This window comes from Microbacterium oleivorans, from assembly GCF_001691565.1.
Lineage (GTDB): Bacteria > Actinomycetota > Actinomycetes > Actinomycetales > Microbacteriaceae > Microbacterium > Microbacterium oleivorans_B.
In genome coordinates this window covers 129782-146333 of the sequence record NZ_MAYO01000002.1, presented here as the reverse complement: position 1 = coordinate 146333, position 16552 = coordinate 129782, and the positions used below count along the sequence as shown (strand labels likewise).

Sequence of the window (16552 nt, the reverse complement as noted above, 5' to 3'; positions counted from 1 at the left end):
TCTCCTCTTCGAGTACTCGTCACCGATGGTGACGGATGCCGGGCGTCAGGCAGCGACGGGATCGGCGGAGTGCACCGCGGCGAGCGCCCGGTCGATCTCGGAGCGCCGTGCTGCGGCATCCCAGCCCATCACATCCGCGATCGCGTCGGCCACTTCTTCGACGACCTCGTGCGTCGCTTCGCCGCGGAATCCGATGTTGGTGCGGCGGAGCAGGATGTCGTCGAGGTGGACGATCGACTCGGCGCGCGCGATGTAGCGGAACTCGCCCGACGAGAACCTCGGCAGCGAGGCGAGGGGGGCGTCCTCATCGTCCTGGCGGATGGAGGCGGCCACGGCGAGCGCGTGCGTGCCGTAGCGGTGCAGCAGACGGGTGCCGCGCTCGAGTCCGAAGTCCGAGAGGTGCTGGTGCACCCACTCGTCGCGGTCCGCGCCGGTGCGGGGGAATCCGACGGCGCCGCCGATCGGCAGCCCCTTGGTGGAGCGGACCCGCTCGCGGCCGATCCGGCTCATCAGCTCGTCGGTCAGGCGTGCGGCGACGGCGCGGAACGTCGTCCACTTTCCGCCCACCAGGCTGAGCACCGGCACGCGGTCCGATCCCGGGAGGATCGCCTCCTCGATGCGGTAGTCGCGCGAGACGAAGCCCGCCGCCATGTCGCCGTGTCCGGGCAGCGGACGCACGCCCGAGTAGCGGTGCACGATCTGGCTCCGGTCGACCGGGATCGTCGGGAAGACGTGACCGATGAGGTCGAGGAAGTAGTCGACCTCCTCCTCGGTGCAGACGGCCGGCTCGGACATGTCGTGCTCGAGGTCGCTCGTGCCGACGAGGACGCGACCGTTGAGCGGGTAGATGAGGACGATGCGTCCGTCGGAGTGCTCGAAGAACAGCTCGCGGCCGCCGGTGGCCTGCATGAGCTCGGGGTGGTCGAGGACGATGTGCGAGCCCTTCGTGCCGCCCATGTAGCGGGTGGCGTCGCCGAGCGCCCGGTTGGCGAGGTCGGTCCACGGCCCCGCCGCGTTGAGGACGACGGATGCCGCGAACGGGAACTCCTCGCCGGTCTCTTCGTCGCGAAGGACGACCTTGCCGTCCTGGACTCCGGCAGCCGAGACGTAGTTCGCCGCGCGGGCACGACTCCCGCCCACGGCTATGCCGTCGCGGACGAGGTCGAGACCGAGGCGCTCGGGGTCGCGGAGCGATGCGTCCCAGTACGTCGCGGTGTACTTCACGTCGGGGTTCAGATCGGGCAGGGCGCGGAGCGACCGACGGCGACCGTGGAACGTGTGGCGGGGCACCTTGCCGCCGCCGCGCGAGAACGAGTCGTAGATGATGAGGCCGACCTTGATGAGGAGGGCGCCGCGCTCGGTCGAGGCCGTCTTGCGGTGGAGGACCATCCGCAGGGGCGCCGAGAGGAGGCCCGAGAAGGTCGAGAAGATCGGCACCGTGGTGCGGAGCGGGCGGACGTAGTGGGCCGCCGTGGTCAGCAGGTCGTTGCGCTCGGTGACGGCCTCGTGGACGAGCCGAAGTTCGCCGTTCTCGAGGTAGCGGATGCCGCCGTGGATCATGTGGCTCGACGCAGCAGAGGCGCCGGAGAGGAAGTCGCTCTTCTCGACCAGGGCGACGTCGACGCCCTGCAGGGCCAGGTCGCGGAAGGTCGCGACGCCGTTGATTCCGCCGCCGATGATGAGCACGTCCGCCTGGGGCCGCTCCCGCAGCGCCGCCGTCGTCGATCGGATCTCGGTGTCCACGTCACACACTCCCACTTCTGCCGGGTGTCGACCCGGTCGCCTCAGACCGCCACCGCAGTGGCCGATGGGACCAATGATGACATTCGTGGACGGGATTGCAGTCGCCATGCACATACGTGCACACTGTCCTCCGTGGAAGAGACGCTCGATCCCGACGACATCCGTCGCGCCCTCACGGCCGCGCATCTGTACTACGTCCAGGACCGCACGATGGAAGCCATCGCGCGCGAGCTCGGGACGTCCCGCTCGACGGTGTCCCGCCTGCTGTCGCGTGCCCGCGCGACCGGGATCGTCGACATCCGGATCCGCTCCCCCTTCGCCGCTCCGCAGCTGCTGGAGCAGAACCTCGCGGACAGATACGGCATCACGGCTCACGTGGTGCCCGTGCCCGACGACGCCAGCGACGTGGAGCGACTCGAGCGCGTCGCCACGGCAGCCGCTCACCTCCTCGGCGACCTCATCGTCGCGGACACCACGGTGGGTATCGCCTGGGGGTCGACGACGGCGGCGGTCAGCCGCCGCCTCGTCCCGAAATCCGTGCACGGCACCACGTTCGTGCAGCTGAACGGCTCGGGGAACACGCGAACGACGGGCCTGCTGTACGCCAGCGACATCCTCAGCCGCTTCGCCGAGGCCTACGGCGGGAGCGCGCAGCAGTTCCCCGTGCCCGCGTTCTTCGACGACCCGCGCACGAAGCACGCGATGTGGCGCGAGCGGAGCACCGCCCGCATCCTCGCCATCCAGGCGGCGATGGACCTCGTCGTCTTCAGCGTCGGCGCCGCCGACTCGCGCGTCCCCAGCCACGTCTACTCCGGCGGCTACCTCGAGCCCGATGAGCTCGCCGCCCTCGACGGCGAAGGCGTGGTCGGCGACGTCGCGACGGTGTTCTACCGGCTCGACGGGTCCACCCGCGGCATCGAGCTCAACGATCGCGCGACGGGTCCCCGGTTCGACGTGCTCCGTCGCGTGCCGAGCCGAGTGTGCGTCGTCTCGGGTGTCGACAAGCGTGACAGCCTGCGCGGCGCTCTCGCAGCCCGCCTCGTCACCGAGCTGGTCGTCGACGAGGCGACCGCGCGCGCCCTGACCGAATGACCCCGGAAGTCAAGAGATGACACGGGAATGAATCGCGCGAAGAGCGGTTGATTACACTGCAAGAGCAAGAAACGTGCTCCGGGGTCGGTGGGAATCCGAACCGGCGGTGACAGTCCGCGAGCGGGACCCAGGTCCTGCTGATCCGGTGGAAATCCGGAACCGACGGTGATGCGACGAGAGTCGCTAGTCCGGATGGGAGGCAGCACGGTGGATGCGGCGACGCCGTATCCGCCTGTCGCGCCCGCGCCCCGGAGAACCCCATCGTGAGGATCCGGATGAGTGTCACCGACGCGGAGTGCAGCGCGCTCCGTCACGCGTTCGCGCTCGCGACGAACGGGCCGCGCGGACTCAACCCGCAGGTCGGCGCTGTCATCCTCTCGCCCGACGGCACCGTGCTCGCCGAGGGTTGGCACCGCGGTGCGGGCACACCCCATGCGGAGATCGACGCGCTGTCGAAGCTGCAGCCGGATGCCGCGCGCGGCGCGACCGCCGTCGTGACGCTCGAGCCGTGCAACCACACCGGCCGCACGGGGCCCTGCGCCGTCGCCCTCATCGAGGCCGGCATCGCCCGCGTGGTCTACTCCGCCGAGGACCCCGGCGCGGTCTCGTCGGGAGGCGCCGAACGGCTCCGCGCCGCCGGTGTCGACGTCGACGGCGGCGTCCTCCTCGAGGAGGGCGGGGAACTGATCTCCTCATGGCTGACGGTGCAGCGGCTCGGACGCCCGCACGTGACGCTCAAGTGGGCCCAATCGCTCGACGGGCGGGCCGCGGCATCCGACGGAACCAGTCAGTGGATCACGGGACCGGACGCTCGCGCGGACGTGCACCGCCGCCGCTCGCTGGCGGACGCGATCGTCGTCGGCACCGGCACCGTCCTCGCCGACGATCCCGCACTCACGGCCCGCACCGCCGACGGGTCGCTCTACGAGGACCAGCCGCGGCCGGTCGTCGTCGGAACCCGCGCGGTGCCCCAGGAGGCGGCCCTCCGCCGTCACCCCCGCCCGTTCATGCAGGACGAGGGCGAGGACCTCCGCGATCTGCTCGACCGGCTCCGCGAACTCGGCGCGCACCGCGTGTTCCTCGAGGGCGGCCCGACGCTTGCGGCGTCGTTCCTGCGCCAGGGACTCGTCGACGAGCTCCTCGTCTACGTGGCGCCGACCCTCATCGGCGGCGACCGCGTCGCGGTCGGCAACATCGGGGTGACGACGATCGCGGAGCAGCGCCGACTCGACATCACCGGCATCGACAGACTCGGTGACGACATCCTCGTCACCGTGATTCCCAAGGAGGGCTGATGTTCACGGGCATCATCGAAGAACAGGGCGTCATCACCGCCATCGAGCCGTCCGGCGACGGCGTGCGCCTCGCGGTCCGCGCACCGCTCGCAGTCTCGGACGCGCAGCGCGGCGACTCGATCTCCATCAGCGGCGTCTGCCTCACGGTCACCGACCAGACGCCGGAGGGCTTCACCGCCGACGTCATGAAGCAGACGCTCGACATGTCGACGCTCGGCGCGCTCGCCGTCGGCTCGCCCGTCAACGTCGAGCGCGCCGTCGCGGCGCACACCCGCCTGGGCGGTCACATCGTGCAGGGGCACGTCGACGGCACCGGCGAGGTTCTCGAGGTGCGCCCCGGCGAGCAGTGGCGCGTGCTCCGCGTCTCTCTTCCTGCGGACCTCGCGCCTCTCGTCGTCGACAAGGGATCGATCACCGTCCAGGGGGTCTCCCTCACCGTCTCGGCCGTCTCCGAGCCCGAGGCTCCCTCGCACTGGTTCGAGATCTCCCTCATCCCCGAGACCCTCGAGGTGACCACCCTCGGCGCACTGACGCCCGCAGACCGCGTCAACCTCGAAACCGACATCCTGGCGCGGCACGTGCAGCGTCTGCTCCGATTCGCCTCACCCGACGGCATCCCGTCCGCAGAAGAAGGAGGCTCCCGATGAGCCTTTCCACCATCCCCGACGCCCTGGCAGCCCTCAAGGAAGGTCGGCCGATCCTGGTCGCCGACGATGAGAGCCGCGAGAACGAGGGCGACATCATCCTGTCCGCCGAGCTCGCCTCGCCGGAGTGGCTCGCCTGGACCATCCGCTGGTCCAGCGGCTTCCTGTGCGCCCCGATGCCCGCCGACTGGGCCGACCGCCTCGACCTGCCGCCGATGGTCGAGGTGAATCAGGATGCGCGGAGCACCGCGTACACCGTGAGCGTCGACGCCGCCGAGGGCGTCACGACCGGCATCAGCGCCTCGGACCGTGCCCGGACCGTCAACGTCCTGGCCGACCCGGGTTCCGTCCCCTCCTCCCTCATCCGCCCCGGTCACGTGCTGCCGCTGCGCGCCGTAGACGGCGGCGTCCGAGAGCGGGCCGGACACACCGAGGCAGCGGTCGAGCTCATGCAGCTCGCGGGCCTGCAGCCGGTCGGCGTCATCGGCGAGGTCGTCGCCGATGACGGGAGCATGATGCGGATGCCGGGGCTCATGGAGATGGGCGAGCGCGAAGGCATCCCCGTCATCACGATCGAACAGCTCATCGCGCACCTCAACGCGGCCGACGGCGACAGCACCTCCGCCCACACGGACCACCCGGCCAAGCGCCGGGTGAGCCTGCGCGCCGAGGCGAAGGTGCCGACCTCGCACGGCGAGTTCCGCTTCCTCGCGTACAAGGACCGGGTGACCGGCACCGACCACATCGCGGTCGTCTCGGGCGATCTCACCGAAGACGCACCGCTCGTGCGCGTGCACTCGGAGTGCCTGACGGGCGAGGCGTTCGGGTCGCTGAAGTGCGAGTGCGGCCCGCAGCTCGAGGCGGCACTCGACGCCATCGAGCAGGACGGCGGCGTCGTCATCTACATGCGCGGCCACGAGGGTCGCGGCATCGGACTCATCAACAAGCTGCGGGCCTACAGCCTGCAGGAGCGCGGCCTTGACACGGTCGACGCGAACCTCGCACTCGGCCTGCCGGCCGATGCCCGCGACTACGCGGCGGCTGCCGGCATCCTGACCGACCTCGGCGTGAAGCAGATCCGTCTGCTGACCAACAACACCGACAAGGTCGCGCAACTGCGCGCACTCGGCCTGACGATCGTCGATCAGGTGCCCCTGCTCGTCGGGGTCGGCGCGAACAATCACCAGTACCTGGCGACGAAGGCCGACCGCATGGGTCACATCATCGACGCCGACGAACTGCGCGAAGCACTCGCGCACAGTGAGGAGCACACCGCATGAGCGGCCACGGAGCACCCCAGACCGAGATCGTCGACGCGAGCGACCTGTCCGTCGTCGTCGTCGCCGGCCAGTGGCACGACGTGATCACCGACGGGTTGATCGCGGGCGCGAAGCGCATCCTCGACGCGTCGGGGGCCTCGTGGCGACTCGTCCGCGTGCCGGGATCGTTCGAGCTGCCGGTCGCCGCCAAGGCGGCGCTCGACGCGGGCGCCGACGCGGCCGTCGCCCTCGGTGTCATCATCCGGGGCGGCACTCCCCACTTCGACTTCGTGTCCTCCGCCGCGACCGACGGCCTCACCCGCGTGGCGCTCGACACCGGCAAGCCCGTCGGCTTCGGCGTCCTGACGCTGGACGACGAGCAGCAGGGACTCGACCGGGCGGGCCTGGAGGGCTCAAAGGAGGACAAGGGTGCGGAAGCAGCGGATGCCGCGATCCGCACCGCGCTCGTCCTCCGCGACCTCCGCGTCTGAGAGCTCGAGCCGATGCTGCGCGGGATCTCCACCTTCAGGTAGCCTGAGGGAATGGAGACCCTGCGCAGCATCGTCGTTCTCGTCCACCTCGTCGGATTCGCGACGCTCTTCGGTGCGTGGGTGGTCGAACTCGTCGGTCAGCGCCGCGTGACCCGCATCATGCACTGGGGACTCGGCATCGCCCTCGTGGCCGGCCTCGCACTGTCGGCGCCGTGGGGCCTGGACCACGACCTCAACTACGCCAAGATCGGCATCAAGCTCGTCGTGCTCGTCCTCATCGGCGGCCTCCTCGGCGCGGGCGCCGCGCGACTTCGGAAGTCGGGCTCGGTCCCCGCGGGGATCTTCTGGCCGATCGGCATCCTGACCCTCCTCAACGCAGGCCTCGCCGTCATCTGGCGCTGACCGGGGCTTCCCGCGGTTCCCCGCGGGAGTAGGGTGGACTGTTGCGCGTCGACCACTCCGTCGGCGCCTCGGTGATCCCAGTGCTGTGATGCCCTCGCGTCACCCCTGCGAGCGCATCCGCCGCCGACGCGTCCCATGAGGACCCACCGCTTCGTTCCGAAGGTCCCCCGCATGTCATCCGCAGCACCCGCGGCATCCGCCGCACCCGCCAATCCGCGCTCCCGCGTCATCACAGCGAGCCTCATCGGCACCACGATCGAGTTCTACGACTTCTACGTCTACGCGACCGCCGCCGTCCTCGTCTTCCCCATCCTCTTCTTCCCCGCCGGCAACGACACGACGAACCTGCTGCTGTCGTTCAGCATCTTCGGCGCGGCCATGGTCGCGCGCCCCGTCGGAGCGGTGATCTTCGGCCACTTCGGCGACAAGTTCGGCCGCAAGGCCACCCTCGTCGGGTCGCTCCTGACGATGGGGGTCGCGACGTTCCTCATCGGCTTCCTGCCGACCTACGGTCAGATCGGCGTCATGGCCCCGATCCTGCTCCTGATCCTCCGCCTCGCCCAGGGATTCGCCCTCGGCGGCGAATGGTCGGGCGCAGCGCTGGTCGCGACGGAGAACGCTCCGAAGGGCAAGCGCGCGTGGTACGGCACGTTCCCGCAGCTCGGTGCGCCGATCGGCTTCATCATCGCCAACACCGTCTTCCTGGTGATCTACTTCCTCCTCCCCCATCCGGACGGGCCCGCGCAGCGCAGCGAGGAGTTCCTCGCCTGGGGCTGGCGCGTGCCGTTCCTGTTCTCCGCGGTCATGGTCGTCGTCGGCCTCTACGTGCGCCTCAAACTCGTCGAGTCGTCGACCTTCGCGAAGGCCGAGAAGACCGGCGCGATCCGCAAGTTCCCGCTGGGTGAGGTCGTCCGACGCCACTGGAAGCAGCTCATCCTCGGCACGTTCATCATGCTGGCGACCTACGTGCTCTTCTACCTGATGACGAGCTTCACCCTGGCGTACGGCACCAAGGCCACCACCGACGGTGCCGCCGCGGCCGCCCAGGCCGCCGGGACGCCCTTCGACGCGGCCACCTATGTGCCTGGCCTCGGGTTCGGGTACACGGACTTCGTCATCATGCAGATCGTCGGCGTCATCTTCTTCGGCGTCTTCACGCTGCTGTCCGGCCCCGTCGCCGACTCGATCGGACGTCGTCGCCTGCTGCTGTGGATCACGGGACTCATCGGCGTGTTCGGCCTGCTGTTCAACGTGTTCCTGCTGCCCCAGCTCGACCCGAAGTTCAGCGGTGCACTCGTGCAGGCGTTCCTCATCCTCGGGTTCATGCTCATGGGCGCGACCTTCGGTCCGATGGGCGCTCTGCTGCCCGAGCTCTTCCCGACGAACGTCCGCTACACGGGGTCGGCGATCTCGTACAACGTGTCGTCGATCCTCGGCGCCGCGCTCGCGCCGATCGTCGCCACCGCGCTCTGGGCGGCCGCGGGCGGTTCGCCCTGGCTCGTCGGCATCTACCTGTCGGGCTCCGCGGTCCTCACCTTCATCGCCCTGTGGCTGTCGAAGGAGACCAAGGACGTCGAGTACGAGACCAACATCGGCCACGTCGAGGCCGTCACCCGCTGACCTCACGCTGAACCGACGGATGCCGCGGCCCACCCCATCGGGAGGGCCGCGGCATCCGTCCTGTCAAGAGCTCCCCTGCCGCTCCCGACGGGTTTATCGTCGGCCTCACAGGCACACGAGGGAGTGGACGATGGCGATCAAGAAGGTCACCCAGGCATCGGTCGTCGAGTACGACCAGACCGGCGGGCCGGAGGTGCTGCATCTCGTCGACCGCCCCCTCGCCGAGCCCCGCCAGGGCGAGGTGACCGTCGAGGTCATGACGATGGGCCTCAATCACATCGACGGTTTCGTCCGCTCGGGTGCCGAGAAGGAATGGGACGACGAGTTCCCGCGCCGTTCGGGCAGCTGCTTCGCAGGCACCGTCATCGCGGTCGGGCCCGAGACGTCCGGCTTCCCCGTGGGCAGTGACGTCGTCGGCCACGTCCGCTCCGGCGCACAGGCGAGTCACCTCACCGTGTCGGTCGACCGCCTGGTCCGCAAGCCCAGGAACCTGACCTTCGAGACGGCGGGCGGCCTCTACCTGGCCGGCACCACGGCCCTGGACATCCTGGACGAGCTCAAGGTCGGCGCGGGCGACACCGTCGTCATCTCCGCCGCCGCCGGCGGAGTCGGGAGCATCGAGGCGCAGATCGCGATGCACCGGGGCGCCCGGCTCATCGGGACGTGCGGCGACCGCAACTTCGACTACCTGCGCCAGCTCGGCGTGAAGCCGGTGCGCTACGGCGAGGGCATCGTGGACCGCATCCGCGCGCTCGCGCCGGACGGTGTGAGCGCGTACATCGACAACTTCGGGCAGGACGGCCAGGACATCGCCGAAGCGCTGGGCGTGCCCGCGGGCAAGTTCCGCTCGAGCGTCGACCGGCGCGATCGCGAGGTCGCCCTGCTGTCGGACGACCCCGAGGCCGTCGCGCACGGAACCGAACAGCTCCGCAAGATCGTCGATCTCGCCGGGAAGCGAGCCGTGAACGTCCTCGTGTCGGGCTTCTACCCGCTCGCCGATGTCGCCGAGGCGTACGACGACCTGCTGAAGCTGCACTCCCGGGGCAAAGTCGTGCTCGCGACCCACCCCGTGAATCCCCGTCGCATCCGCAAGGCGCGCGACGTCATGGAGTCCGGCCGCTGAGGCACCCTCAGTCGAGGAACAGGGCGCGCAGGCGCTTGGTCGTGAAGACGAGACCGATCGCGATCATCACGACGTAGTACAGGACGTGCCACAGCATCCCCACCGACAGGATGCCGGTCGTCAATCCGCGAATGAGCTCCACGCCGTGCCAGAGCGGGAGCGCCATGACGATCGACTGCACCCACTCCGGGTAGACGGTGATCGGGTAGAACGTGGCGGAGAACAGGAACATCGGAAGCAGGACGAAGTTGATCCAGTCCATGTGCTGGAACGTCTTCATGTAACTCGTGATGGCCATGCCGAGGCTCGCGAAGCCGAAAGCGATCAGCAGAACCGCGGGGATTGCGAGGATCGCCGTCCAGGCGAGGTTCAACCCCAGGATCTGCATGACGATCATGAAGCCGGTCGCGTACAGCAGACCGCGCAGCAACGCGTAGAGGATCTCTCCGAGGGCCACGTCGAGCGGACCGAGGGACGTCGCCAGCATCCCCTCGTAGAGCTTGCCGTAGTTCAGCTTGAAGAAGACGTTCCAGGTGGAGTCGTAGATCGCTCCGTTCATCGCCGACACGGCGAGGAGAGCCGGCGCGATGAACGCGGCATAGCTGACATCGACTCCCTGCGAGGTCTGGACATCACCGATGAGCGATCCGAGTCCGAGCCCCATGGAGGCGAGGTAGAAGACCGGCTCGAAGAAGCCCGACAGGACGACGGCCCAGCTCGACGAGCGGGCGGCCAGGAATCCGCGCTGCACGACGGCGCCGGGGTTGCCCGCCCAGAGCGCACGCACGCCGCCGCGACGCGTGACGGTGTCGATTGTTGCGGCACTCACTTCGCGAGCCTCTCGATGAAGACCTTCCGCGCCCAGAGGTAGCCGACCCCCGACAGGACGAGCAGGTAGGAGAGATGGACGACGACCATCACCGGCGGCACCGCGGCCCCGTAGGTGGCGAGGCGCCCCAACTCGGCACCGTGCCACAGGGGCGAGACCCACCCGATCCACTGGAGCCAGACGGGCAGGGTCTCGAGCGGGTAGAAGGTGCCCGAGAACAGGAACATCGGCATGAAGATGAAGCGCTGGACGAGGGCGAACTGCCCCTTGTCGTCCTCGATCGAGCCGGCATATGCCATGAGCGGGATGCCGAAGGCGAGACCCGCGAGCAGACCCGCCGGGATCGCGAGCCAGCCGGTCTCCGGGTTCGGCACGGTGGTCCAGCCGATGCCGAGGGCGCCGAGCAGCCAGATGAACAGGTAGTACGCCGCGACCGCGAACGCCATCCGCGCCGCCGCGCCGATGATGACACCGTTCGCGATCTGCGGACTCGACAGGGCGGACGCGTTGAACCCGAAGAAGTAGCGCCGCCACTTGAAACCGGCCATGACGGGGTACGTCATCTCCTCGGAGGCGACCGAGATCGCCGCCGTCACGAGGAGGGCGGGCGCGACGAAGACGAGGTAGTCCACCTGCACGCCGCGGTCGTCGATCGGAGCCTGGATGAGGGCGGCGAGGCCGGCCGCCAGACCGAGCAGGTACAGCACGGGCTGGCCCAGCGCGCCGACCACGATCGTCCATCCGTACGCGCGCATCGCACGGACCATGTGCTCGGTGACGTACCAGCTGCCGCGACGCCGGGGCTTGCGACCCCACTGCATCGCCTCGGCGCGCAGCTCGTCGAGAGTCGGCTGCGCCACGCGCGTCGTGTCGCTCATTCGATCAGCGACCGTCCGGTGAGGCGGAGGAAGACGTCCTCGAGACTCGAGCGCCGGACGAGGCTCGTCATCGGCTGCAGTCCCGACGCCGTGACCCGTTCGAGAGCGGCCTCGCCGTCGTGCGCGTAGACGAGGATGCGGTCGGGCAGCACCTCGACACGGTCGCCGATCCTTTGCAGCTGAGCGGCGACCTGCTCGTTGCGATCCGAGCCGAAGCGCACCTCGAGCACCTCGCGACTGGAGTGCGCGCGGATGAGGGTCGACGGGCTCCCCTCGGCCATGATGCGGCCCTTGTCGACGACGATGAGCCGGTCGCAGAGCTGCTCCGCCTCATCCATGTAGTGGGTCGTGAGGACCAGCGTCGTGCCCCGCTCCTTCAGGCGGAACAGCCGGTCCCACAGCACGTGACGCGCCTGCGGGTCGAGGCCCGTCGTGGGCTCGTCGAGGAGCAGGATGCGCGGATCGTTGATGAGCCCGCGCGCGATCGTGAGCCGGCGCTTCATGCCGCCGGAAAGCTGGTCGACCTTGTTCTTCGCCTTATCCTCGAGCTGGGCGAACGCCAGCAGTTCGTCGGCCTTCTCGGCGCAGACCCTGCCCGGGAGGCCGAAGTACCGGCCGTAGATGTACAGGTTCTCGCGGGCGTTGAGCTCACCGTCGAGGTTGTCCTGTTGCGGGACGACGCCCAGGCGCGAACGGATCTCCGGGCCGTACCGGTCCGGGTCGAGCCCCAGGATCGAGAGGTCGCCGCTTGTGCGCGTCGAGACGGCGCCGATCATCTTCATGGTCGTCGATTTGCCGGCGCCGTTGGGACCGAGGAGGCCGAAGGACTCCCCCGGGGCGACCTCGAACGACAGTCGGTCGACGGCGACGAAGTCGGGCTTGCCCTTGCTCTTGTAGGCCTTGACGAGGCTTTCGGCGCGGATCACGGGTTCTGGCACCGGACCACACTATCGACGGGCTGGGACACGACAGGGTGACCGTCAACCGATATTGACACCCGCGCATGCGTCAATTAACGTTGACGCGAAAGGAAGGCGATGACATGACCACCGACATCCGGACCCTGATCGGTTCGTCGCCCGACGGCGAACCGATCGCCGAGCTGCATCGTCTCGCCGAGATCAGGCGCGAACTCGCGCGTGCGGAGGAGGCGCAGGTGCGACGCGCACGCGTCCAGGGCTACTCCTGGCAGGCGGTCGCCAGCGCGCTGGGCGTCAGCAAGCAAGCTGCTCATAAGAAGTACGGAGGAAGATAGAGGGATGTCCACGCCTCGCCGCGGTCTGCGCCGCCCCTCGAAGGACGACGGTCCCCGCGCCAGCCTCCGCCAGCTCCTGCCCTTCCTCCTCGAGCACAAGCGCGTTCTCGTCGCGGTCGGTGTCCTCAGCGTTCTCGAAGCCGCCGCCACCCTCGTGCAGCCACTGCTGGTCGGGGACGTCATCGGCCGTGTGCAGACTGGCCAGGCCCTCGGCATCCTCGTCTGGATCCTCGTCGGGCTCGTCGTCGTGTCGTCCCTGGTCGGCGGGTTCCAGCACTATCTGCTGCAGCGCACCGGCACCGCAGTCGTCTTTTCGAGCCGTCGCCGTCTCATCGCGAAGCTCCTGCGCCTGCCGGTGCAGGAGTACGACGCGCGCCGCACCGGCGACCTGGTGTCACGCGTCGGCACCGACACGACACTCCTCTACGCCGTCCTCACCCAGGGCTTCGCCGATTCGATCGGCAACGCCCTGATCTTCGTCGGGGCGATCATCGCGATGCTCGTGATCGACCCGGTCCTGCTCCTGCTGATCGTCATCGTGATCGGGGCGTCCGCGGCGGTCGTCGGCGTGCTGAGCGGTCGCATCCGCGCAGCCACGTCCGTCCAGCAGGAGAAGGTCGGTGCACTCGCCTCGGGCGTCGAACGGGCGATCGGCTCGATCCGCACCATCCGCGCGTCCGGTGCGGGGGCCCGCGAGCAGGACGCCATCTCGGCGACGGCGAGCGAGGCGTACGACGCCGGTGTGAAGGTGGCGAAGGCCTCGGCGATCGTGGTGCCCGTGGCCGGCATCGCTCTCCAGGTGTCGCTCCTCGTCGTGCTGGGCGTCGGCGGTTTCCGCGTGGCGTCGGGAGCGATCGAGATCGCGCAGCTCGTGGTCTTCGTGATGTTCCTGTTCTTCCTCGTCCAGCCGCTCGCATCGTTCTTCGGCGCCATCACGTCGGTGAACCAAGCACTCGGCGCGCTGGGCCGCATCCAGGAAGTCCTCGACCTGCCCGACGAGACGGCCGAGGATGCCGCGATCGCCGCGTCCGCGGCGGCGCCCGAGGCCGGCTCCCCGGCCGCGATCGAGTTCCGCGAGGTGCACTTCTCGTACCCCGACGCGGTCGTCCGCGCCCGCCGGAATGCGCAGGACGAGGCGCTCAAGACGCTCGCCGACGCTCGGGCACCGCTCCCCGAGGATGCGGAGCCGGAACCCGAGGCGACCGTGCTGCGCGGCGTCTCATTCCGTGTGCCGCGCGGTTCGCGCGTCGCGCTCGTCGGCCCGTCGGGGGCGGGTAAGTCCACGACCCTGGCGCTCATCGAGCGGTTCTACGACCCGACCTCGGGCGCCGTCCTCGTCGACGGTGTCGATGCGCGCGCCCTCGACCGGCTCTCGCTCCGCGCCCGCCTGGGTTACGTGGAGCAGGATGCCCCGACCCTGGCCGGCACCATCGCCGATAACCTGCGCCTCGCCTCCCCGGACGCGTCCGACGCGGACTGCGAGCGCGTGCTCGACGCCGTCAATCTGACCGAGGTGCTCGAGCGGTCGCCGCTGCGTCTGCAGGCTCCCGTCGGAGAAGCCGGTGTCATGCTGTCGGGCGGTGAGCGTCAGCGCCTCGCGATCGCCCGCGCCCTGCTGGCCGCTCCCCCGATCCTGCTGCTCGACGAGTCGACGTCGTCGCTCGACGGACTCAACGAGCAGCGCATGCGCGAGGCGATCGACGCGGTCGCCGCGGGTCGCACCCTCGTCGTCATCGCGCACCGCCTGTCGACCGTCGTCGACAGCGACCTCATCGTCGTCCTCGACCACGGCCGCGTCGTCGGTCAGGGGACGCACGAGGAGCTCGTCCGCGAGGTTCCGCTCTACCGCGACCTCGCCGCCCGCCAGCTGCTCGTCTGACGCGACCTCGAAAGCACCGCGACCCGACGCGAACTGCGACTCCCGGCATCCGGTGGCAGCAGTTCGCGTCGGGTCGACGGCGCGGTCGGGGATCAGGCGTCCTGCTGCGCGCGCTGCAGGCGGTAGCGGAGGGCGGCGAGCTCGGCGTACAGGGCCGGCGGGACCCTGCCACCGAACGTCCGGTAGAACTCCTCGGTGAGATCGGCCTCGGCAAGCCAGGATGCCGGGTCCACCGCGAACAGCTCGTCGAGATCCGCCTGCGGCACGTCGATCCCCGCGAGGTTGAGGTCGTCGGTCTTCGGCAGACGCCCGACGGGGCTGTCCACGGCGCCGACGGACCCGTCGATGCGGCGGATGATCCAATCGATGACGCGGGCGTTGTCACCGAAGCCGGGCCACAGGAATCGGCCGTCCGACCCCTTGCGGAACCAGTTGACCTGGAAGATGCGCGGAGCGCGGTCGAAGCGGAGCCTCTGCCCGACCTTCAGCCAGTGGGCGAAGTAGTCGGCCATGTTGTAGCCGCAGAACGGCAGCATCGCGAACGGGTCGCGCCGCAGTTCACCCACGAGACCCTCGGCGGCGGCGGTGCGCTCCGAGGAGATGTTCGACCCCATGAAGACGCCGTGGGTCCAGTCGGTGGCCTCGACGACGAGCGGCACGTTGGTCGCGCGACGACCGCCGAAGAGGATCGCGTCGAGCGGCACGCCCTCAGGTGCGTCCCAGTCGTCGGCGATCTGCGGGCACTGTCCGGCGCTCACGGTGAAGCGCGAGTTGGGGTGGGCGGCGGGACGACCGGATGCCGGGGTCCAGGGCTTCCCCTCCCAGTCGGTGAGCTCTGCGGGTGCCTCGTCGGTGAGACCCTCCCACCAGACGTCGCCGTCGGGGCGGAGCGCCACGTTCGTGAAGATCGTGTTGCCCCACAGGGTGTCGACCGCGGTCACGTTCGTCGACTCGCCCGTGCCGGGCGCGACGCCGAAGAAGCCCGCTTCGGGGTTGATGGCCCACAGGCGACCGTCCTCGCCGGGGCGCAGCCAGGCGATGTCGTCACCGAGGGTCTCGACGCGCCAGCCGGGGATCGTCGGGCGGAGCATGGCGAGGTTCGTCTTGCCGCACGCCGAGGGGAATGCCGCGGCGACGTGGTACGCCGTGCCCGCAGGGTCGATGACGCGGATGAGCAGCATGTGCTCGGCGAGCCAGCCCTCATCGCGGCCGATGACCGACGCGATGCGCAGCGCGAAGCACTTCTTGGCGAGGATCGCGTTGCCGCCGTAGCCGGACCCGAAGGACCACACCTCCAGCGTCTCGGGGAAGTGGACGATGTACTTCTCGTCGTTGCAGGGCCACGCCTCGTCCTGCTGCCCGGGATCCAGCGGCGCGCCCACCGAATGGACCGTCTTCACCCAGGGCTTGCCGTCGGCGATCTGCTGCAGGACCTCGGCACCGACACGGGTCATGATGCCGATGGAGGTGACCGCGTAGGCGCTGTCGGTGACCTGGACGCCGATGTGCGAAAGAGGGCCGCCCACGGCGCCCATCGAGAACGGCACGACGTACATCGTGCGACCGCGCATGCTGCCCTCGAACAGCGGCGTGATGGTGGCGCGGATCTCGTCGGGCGCGATCCAGTTGTTCGTCGGCCCGGCATCCTCCTCCCGCTCCGAGGCGATGAAGGTGCGCGCCTCGGTGCGGGCGACGTCGCTCGGGTGCGAGCGGGCGAGGTAGGACCCCGGACGCCACTCGGGGTTCAGCTTGATGAGCTTGCCTTCGTCGACCTGCTGGCGCAGCAGGGCGTCGTTCTCGGCCGCGGAGCCGTCGACCCAGTGGATGCGGGCGGGTTGCGTGAGCTCCGCGATCTCGTCGATCCAGGCGTGAAGGGCCGCCATGCCCTCGCCTGTGACAGCGGGACGGATGCCGGTGGGCGCCGGCGTCGCGTGGGCGACGATCGGCGTCGAACCGGTGCGGGTGGGGCGGGTGAACAGGTCTGCGATGGCCATTCGGCGCTCCTCGGTCGGGGTGGGCGTATCTCCACTGTGCCCTCGGAG

General features: G+C 69.6%; 15 protein-coding genes and 1 riboswitch. Of the genes, 10 read left to right on the top strand and 5 right to left on the bottom strand.

What is annotated here, in order from left to right:
• Nucleotides 1–45: 45 nt before the first annotated feature.
• Nucleotides 46–1743, bottom strand: coding sequence for a glycerol-3-phosphate dehydrogenase/oxidase (locus BBA86_RS00975; RefSeq protein WP_065569837.1), 1698 nt, complete (start codon nt 1741–1743; stop codon nt 46–48).
• A 132-nt stretch (nt 1744–1875) separates the two neighbouring features.
• Between BBA86_RS00975 and BBA86_RS00970 the strand changes: the two genes are divergently transcribed.
• From BBA86_RS00970 to BBA86_RS00935, 8 genes are all read left to right on the top strand, one after another.
• A complete protein-coding gene (locus BBA86_RS00970) occupies nt 1876–2835 on the top strand; it encodes a sugar-binding transcriptional regulator (RefSeq protein WP_065569836.1) in 960 nt (319 codons plus the stop codon).
• 69 nt (nt 2836–2904) lie between these two features.
• A riboswitch (FMN riboswitch) is annotated at nt 2905–3045 on the top strand.
• Nucleotides 3046–3110: 65 nt separating this feature from the next.
• Nucleotides 3111–4130 carry a bifunctional diaminohydroxyphosphoribosylaminopyrimidine deaminase/5-amino-6-(5-phosphoribosylamino)uracil reductase RibD gene (gene ribD, locus BBA86_RS00965; protein WP_065569835.1) on the top strand — a complete coding sequence of 340 codons (1020 nt, stop codon included), beginning with the start codon at nt 3111–3113 and terminating at the stop codon, nt 4128–4130.
• Nucleotides 4130–4777, top strand: a complete 648-nt coding sequence (locus BBA86_RS00960) for a riboflavin synthase (protein ID WP_065569834.1) — start codon at nt 4130–4132, stop codon at nt 4775–4777. The genes ribD and BBA86_RS00960 overlap by 1 nt, the downstream gene beginning before the upstream one ends.
• On the top strand, nt 4774–6054 hold the full coding sequence (gene ribA / locus BBA86_RS00955) for a GTP cyclohydrolase II (RefSeq protein ID WP_065569833.1): 1281 nt from the start codon (nt 4774–4776) through the stop codon (nt 6052–6054). Before BBA86_RS00960 ends, ribA begins: the two co-directional genes overlap by 4 nt.
• The gene (gene ribH / locus BBA86_RS00950) at nt 6051–6524 is read left to right on the top strand and encodes a 6,7-dimethyl-8-ribityllumazine synthase (RefSeq protein ID WP_018188801.1); all 474 of its coding nucleotides are present in this window, start codon (nt 6051–6053) and stop codon (nt 6522–6524) included. Before ribA ends, ribH begins: the two co-directional genes overlap by 4 nt.
• 51 nt (nt 6525–6575) lie before the next feature.
• Complete coding sequence (locus BBA86_RS00945) at nt 6576–6926, top strand: Fe-S protein (protein WP_065569832.1); 351 nt, start codon at nt 6576–6578, stop codon at nt 6924–6926.
• A gap of 171 nt (nt 6927–7097) precedes the next feature.
• Complete coding sequence (locus BBA86_RS00940; protein ID WP_065569831.1) at nt 7098–8546, top strand: MFS transporter; 1449 nt, start codon at nt 7098–7100, stop codon at nt 8544–8546.
• Nucleotides 8547–8676: 130 nt separating this feature from the next.
• Entirely contained in the window at nt 8677–9669 is a 993-nt protein-coding gene (locus tag BBA86_RS00935) for an NADP-dependent oxidoreductase (RefSeq protein WP_065569830.1), read from the top strand.
• A gap of 7 nt (nt 9670–9676) precedes the next feature.
• Here BBA86_RS00935 and BBA86_RS00930 read toward each other — a convergent pair whose 3' ends face one another.
• From BBA86_RS00930 to BBA86_RS00920, 3 genes are read right to left on the bottom strand one after another with little or no spacing between them, the layout of a single operon-like run.
• Nucleotides 9677–10498, bottom strand: coding sequence for an ABC transporter permease (locus BBA86_RS00930; protein ID WP_065569829.1), 822 nt, complete (start codon nt 10496–10498; stop codon nt 9677–9679).
• Nucleotides 10495–11376 carry an ABC transporter permease gene (locus BBA86_RS00925; RefSeq protein WP_065569828.1) on the bottom strand — a complete coding sequence of 294 codons (882 nt, stop codon included), beginning with the start codon at nt 11374–11376 and terminating at the stop codon, nt 10495–10497. The genes BBA86_RS00930 and BBA86_RS00925 overlap by 4 nt, the downstream gene beginning before the upstream one ends.
• Nucleotides 11373–12314: an ABC transporter ATP-binding protein gene (locus BBA86_RS00920; protein ID WP_065569827.1), complete on the bottom strand. Its 942-nt coding sequence runs from the start codon at nt 12312–12314 to the stop codon at nt 11373–11375. Before BBA86_RS00920 ends, BBA86_RS00925 begins: the two co-directional genes overlap by 4 nt.
• A gap of 104 nt (nt 12315–12418) precedes the next feature.
• On the opposite strand from BBA86_RS00920, the gene BBA86_RS00915 reads away from it, so the two are divergent.
• Together BBA86_RS00915 and BBA86_RS00910 are read left to right on the top strand one after the other, a co-directional pair.
• A complete protein-coding gene (locus BBA86_RS00915) occupies nt 12419–12631 on the top strand; it encodes a transcriptional regulator (protein WP_065569826.1) in 213 nt (70 codons plus the stop codon).
• A 4-nt stretch (nt 12632–12635) separates the two neighbouring features.
• The gene (locus BBA86_RS00910; protein ID WP_065569825.1) at nt 12636–14510 is read left to right on the top strand and encodes an ABC transporter ATP-binding protein; all 1875 of its coding nucleotides are present in this window, start codon (nt 12636–12638) and stop codon (nt 14508–14510) included.
• 92 nt (nt 14511–14602) lie between these two features.
• On the opposite strand, the gene BBA86_RS00905 is transcribed toward BBA86_RS00910, so the two are convergent.
• Nucleotides 14603–16504: a phosphoenolpyruvate carboxykinase (GTP) gene (locus tag BBA86_RS00905; RefSeq protein ID WP_065569824.1), complete on the bottom strand. Its 1902-nt coding sequence runs from the start codon at nt 16502–16504 to the stop codon at nt 14603–14605.
• Nucleotides 16505–16552 lie beyond the last annotated feature (48 nt).

Excerpts from the sequence above, each read along its gene's own strand:
- BBA86_RS00935 (WP_065569830.1), top strand. The coding sequence starts at position 8,677 with ATGGCGATCAAGAAGGTCACCCAGGCATCGGTCGTCGAGTACGACCAG.
- BBA86_RS00905 (WP_065569824.1), bottom strand. The coding sequence starts at position 16,504 with ATGGCCATCGCAGACCTGTTCACCCGCCCCACCCGCACCGGTTCGACG.
- BBA86_RS00915 (WP_065569826.1), top strand. The coding sequence starts at position 12,419 with ATGACCACCGACATCCGGACCCTGATCGGTTCGTCGCCCGACGGCGAA.
- BBA86_RS00925 (WP_065569828.1), bottom strand. The coding sequence starts at position 11,376 with ATGAGCGACACGACGCGCGTGGCGCAGCCGACTCTCGACGAGCTGCGC.
- BBA86_RS00910 (WP_065569825.1), top strand. The coding sequence starts at position 12,636 with ATGTCCACGCCTCGCCGCGGTCTGCGCCGCCCCTCGAAGGACGACGGT.
- ribA (WP_065569833.1), top strand. The coding sequence starts at position 4,774 with ATGAGCCTTTCCACCATCCCCGACGCCCTGGCAGCCCTCAAGGAAGGT.
- ribH (WP_018188801.1), top strand. The coding sequence starts at position 6,051 with ATGAGCGGCCACGGAGCACCCCAGACCGAGATCGTCGACGCGAGCGAC.
- ribD (WP_065569835.1), top strand. The coding sequence starts at position 3,111 with ATGAGTGTCACCGACGCGGAGTGCAGCGCGCTCCGTCACGCGTTCGCG.
- BBA86_RS00945 (WP_065569832.1), top strand. The coding sequence starts at position 6,576 with ATGGAGACCCTGCGCAGCATCGTCGTTCTCGTCCACCTCGTCGGATTC.
- BBA86_RS00940 (WP_065569831.1), top strand. The coding sequence starts at position 7,098 with ATGTCATCCGCAGCACCCGCGGCATCCGCCGCACCCGCCAATCCGCGC.
- BBA86_RS00960 (WP_065569834.1), top strand. The coding sequence starts at position 4,130 with ATGTTCACGGGCATCATCGAAGAACAGGGCGTCATCACCGCCATCGAG.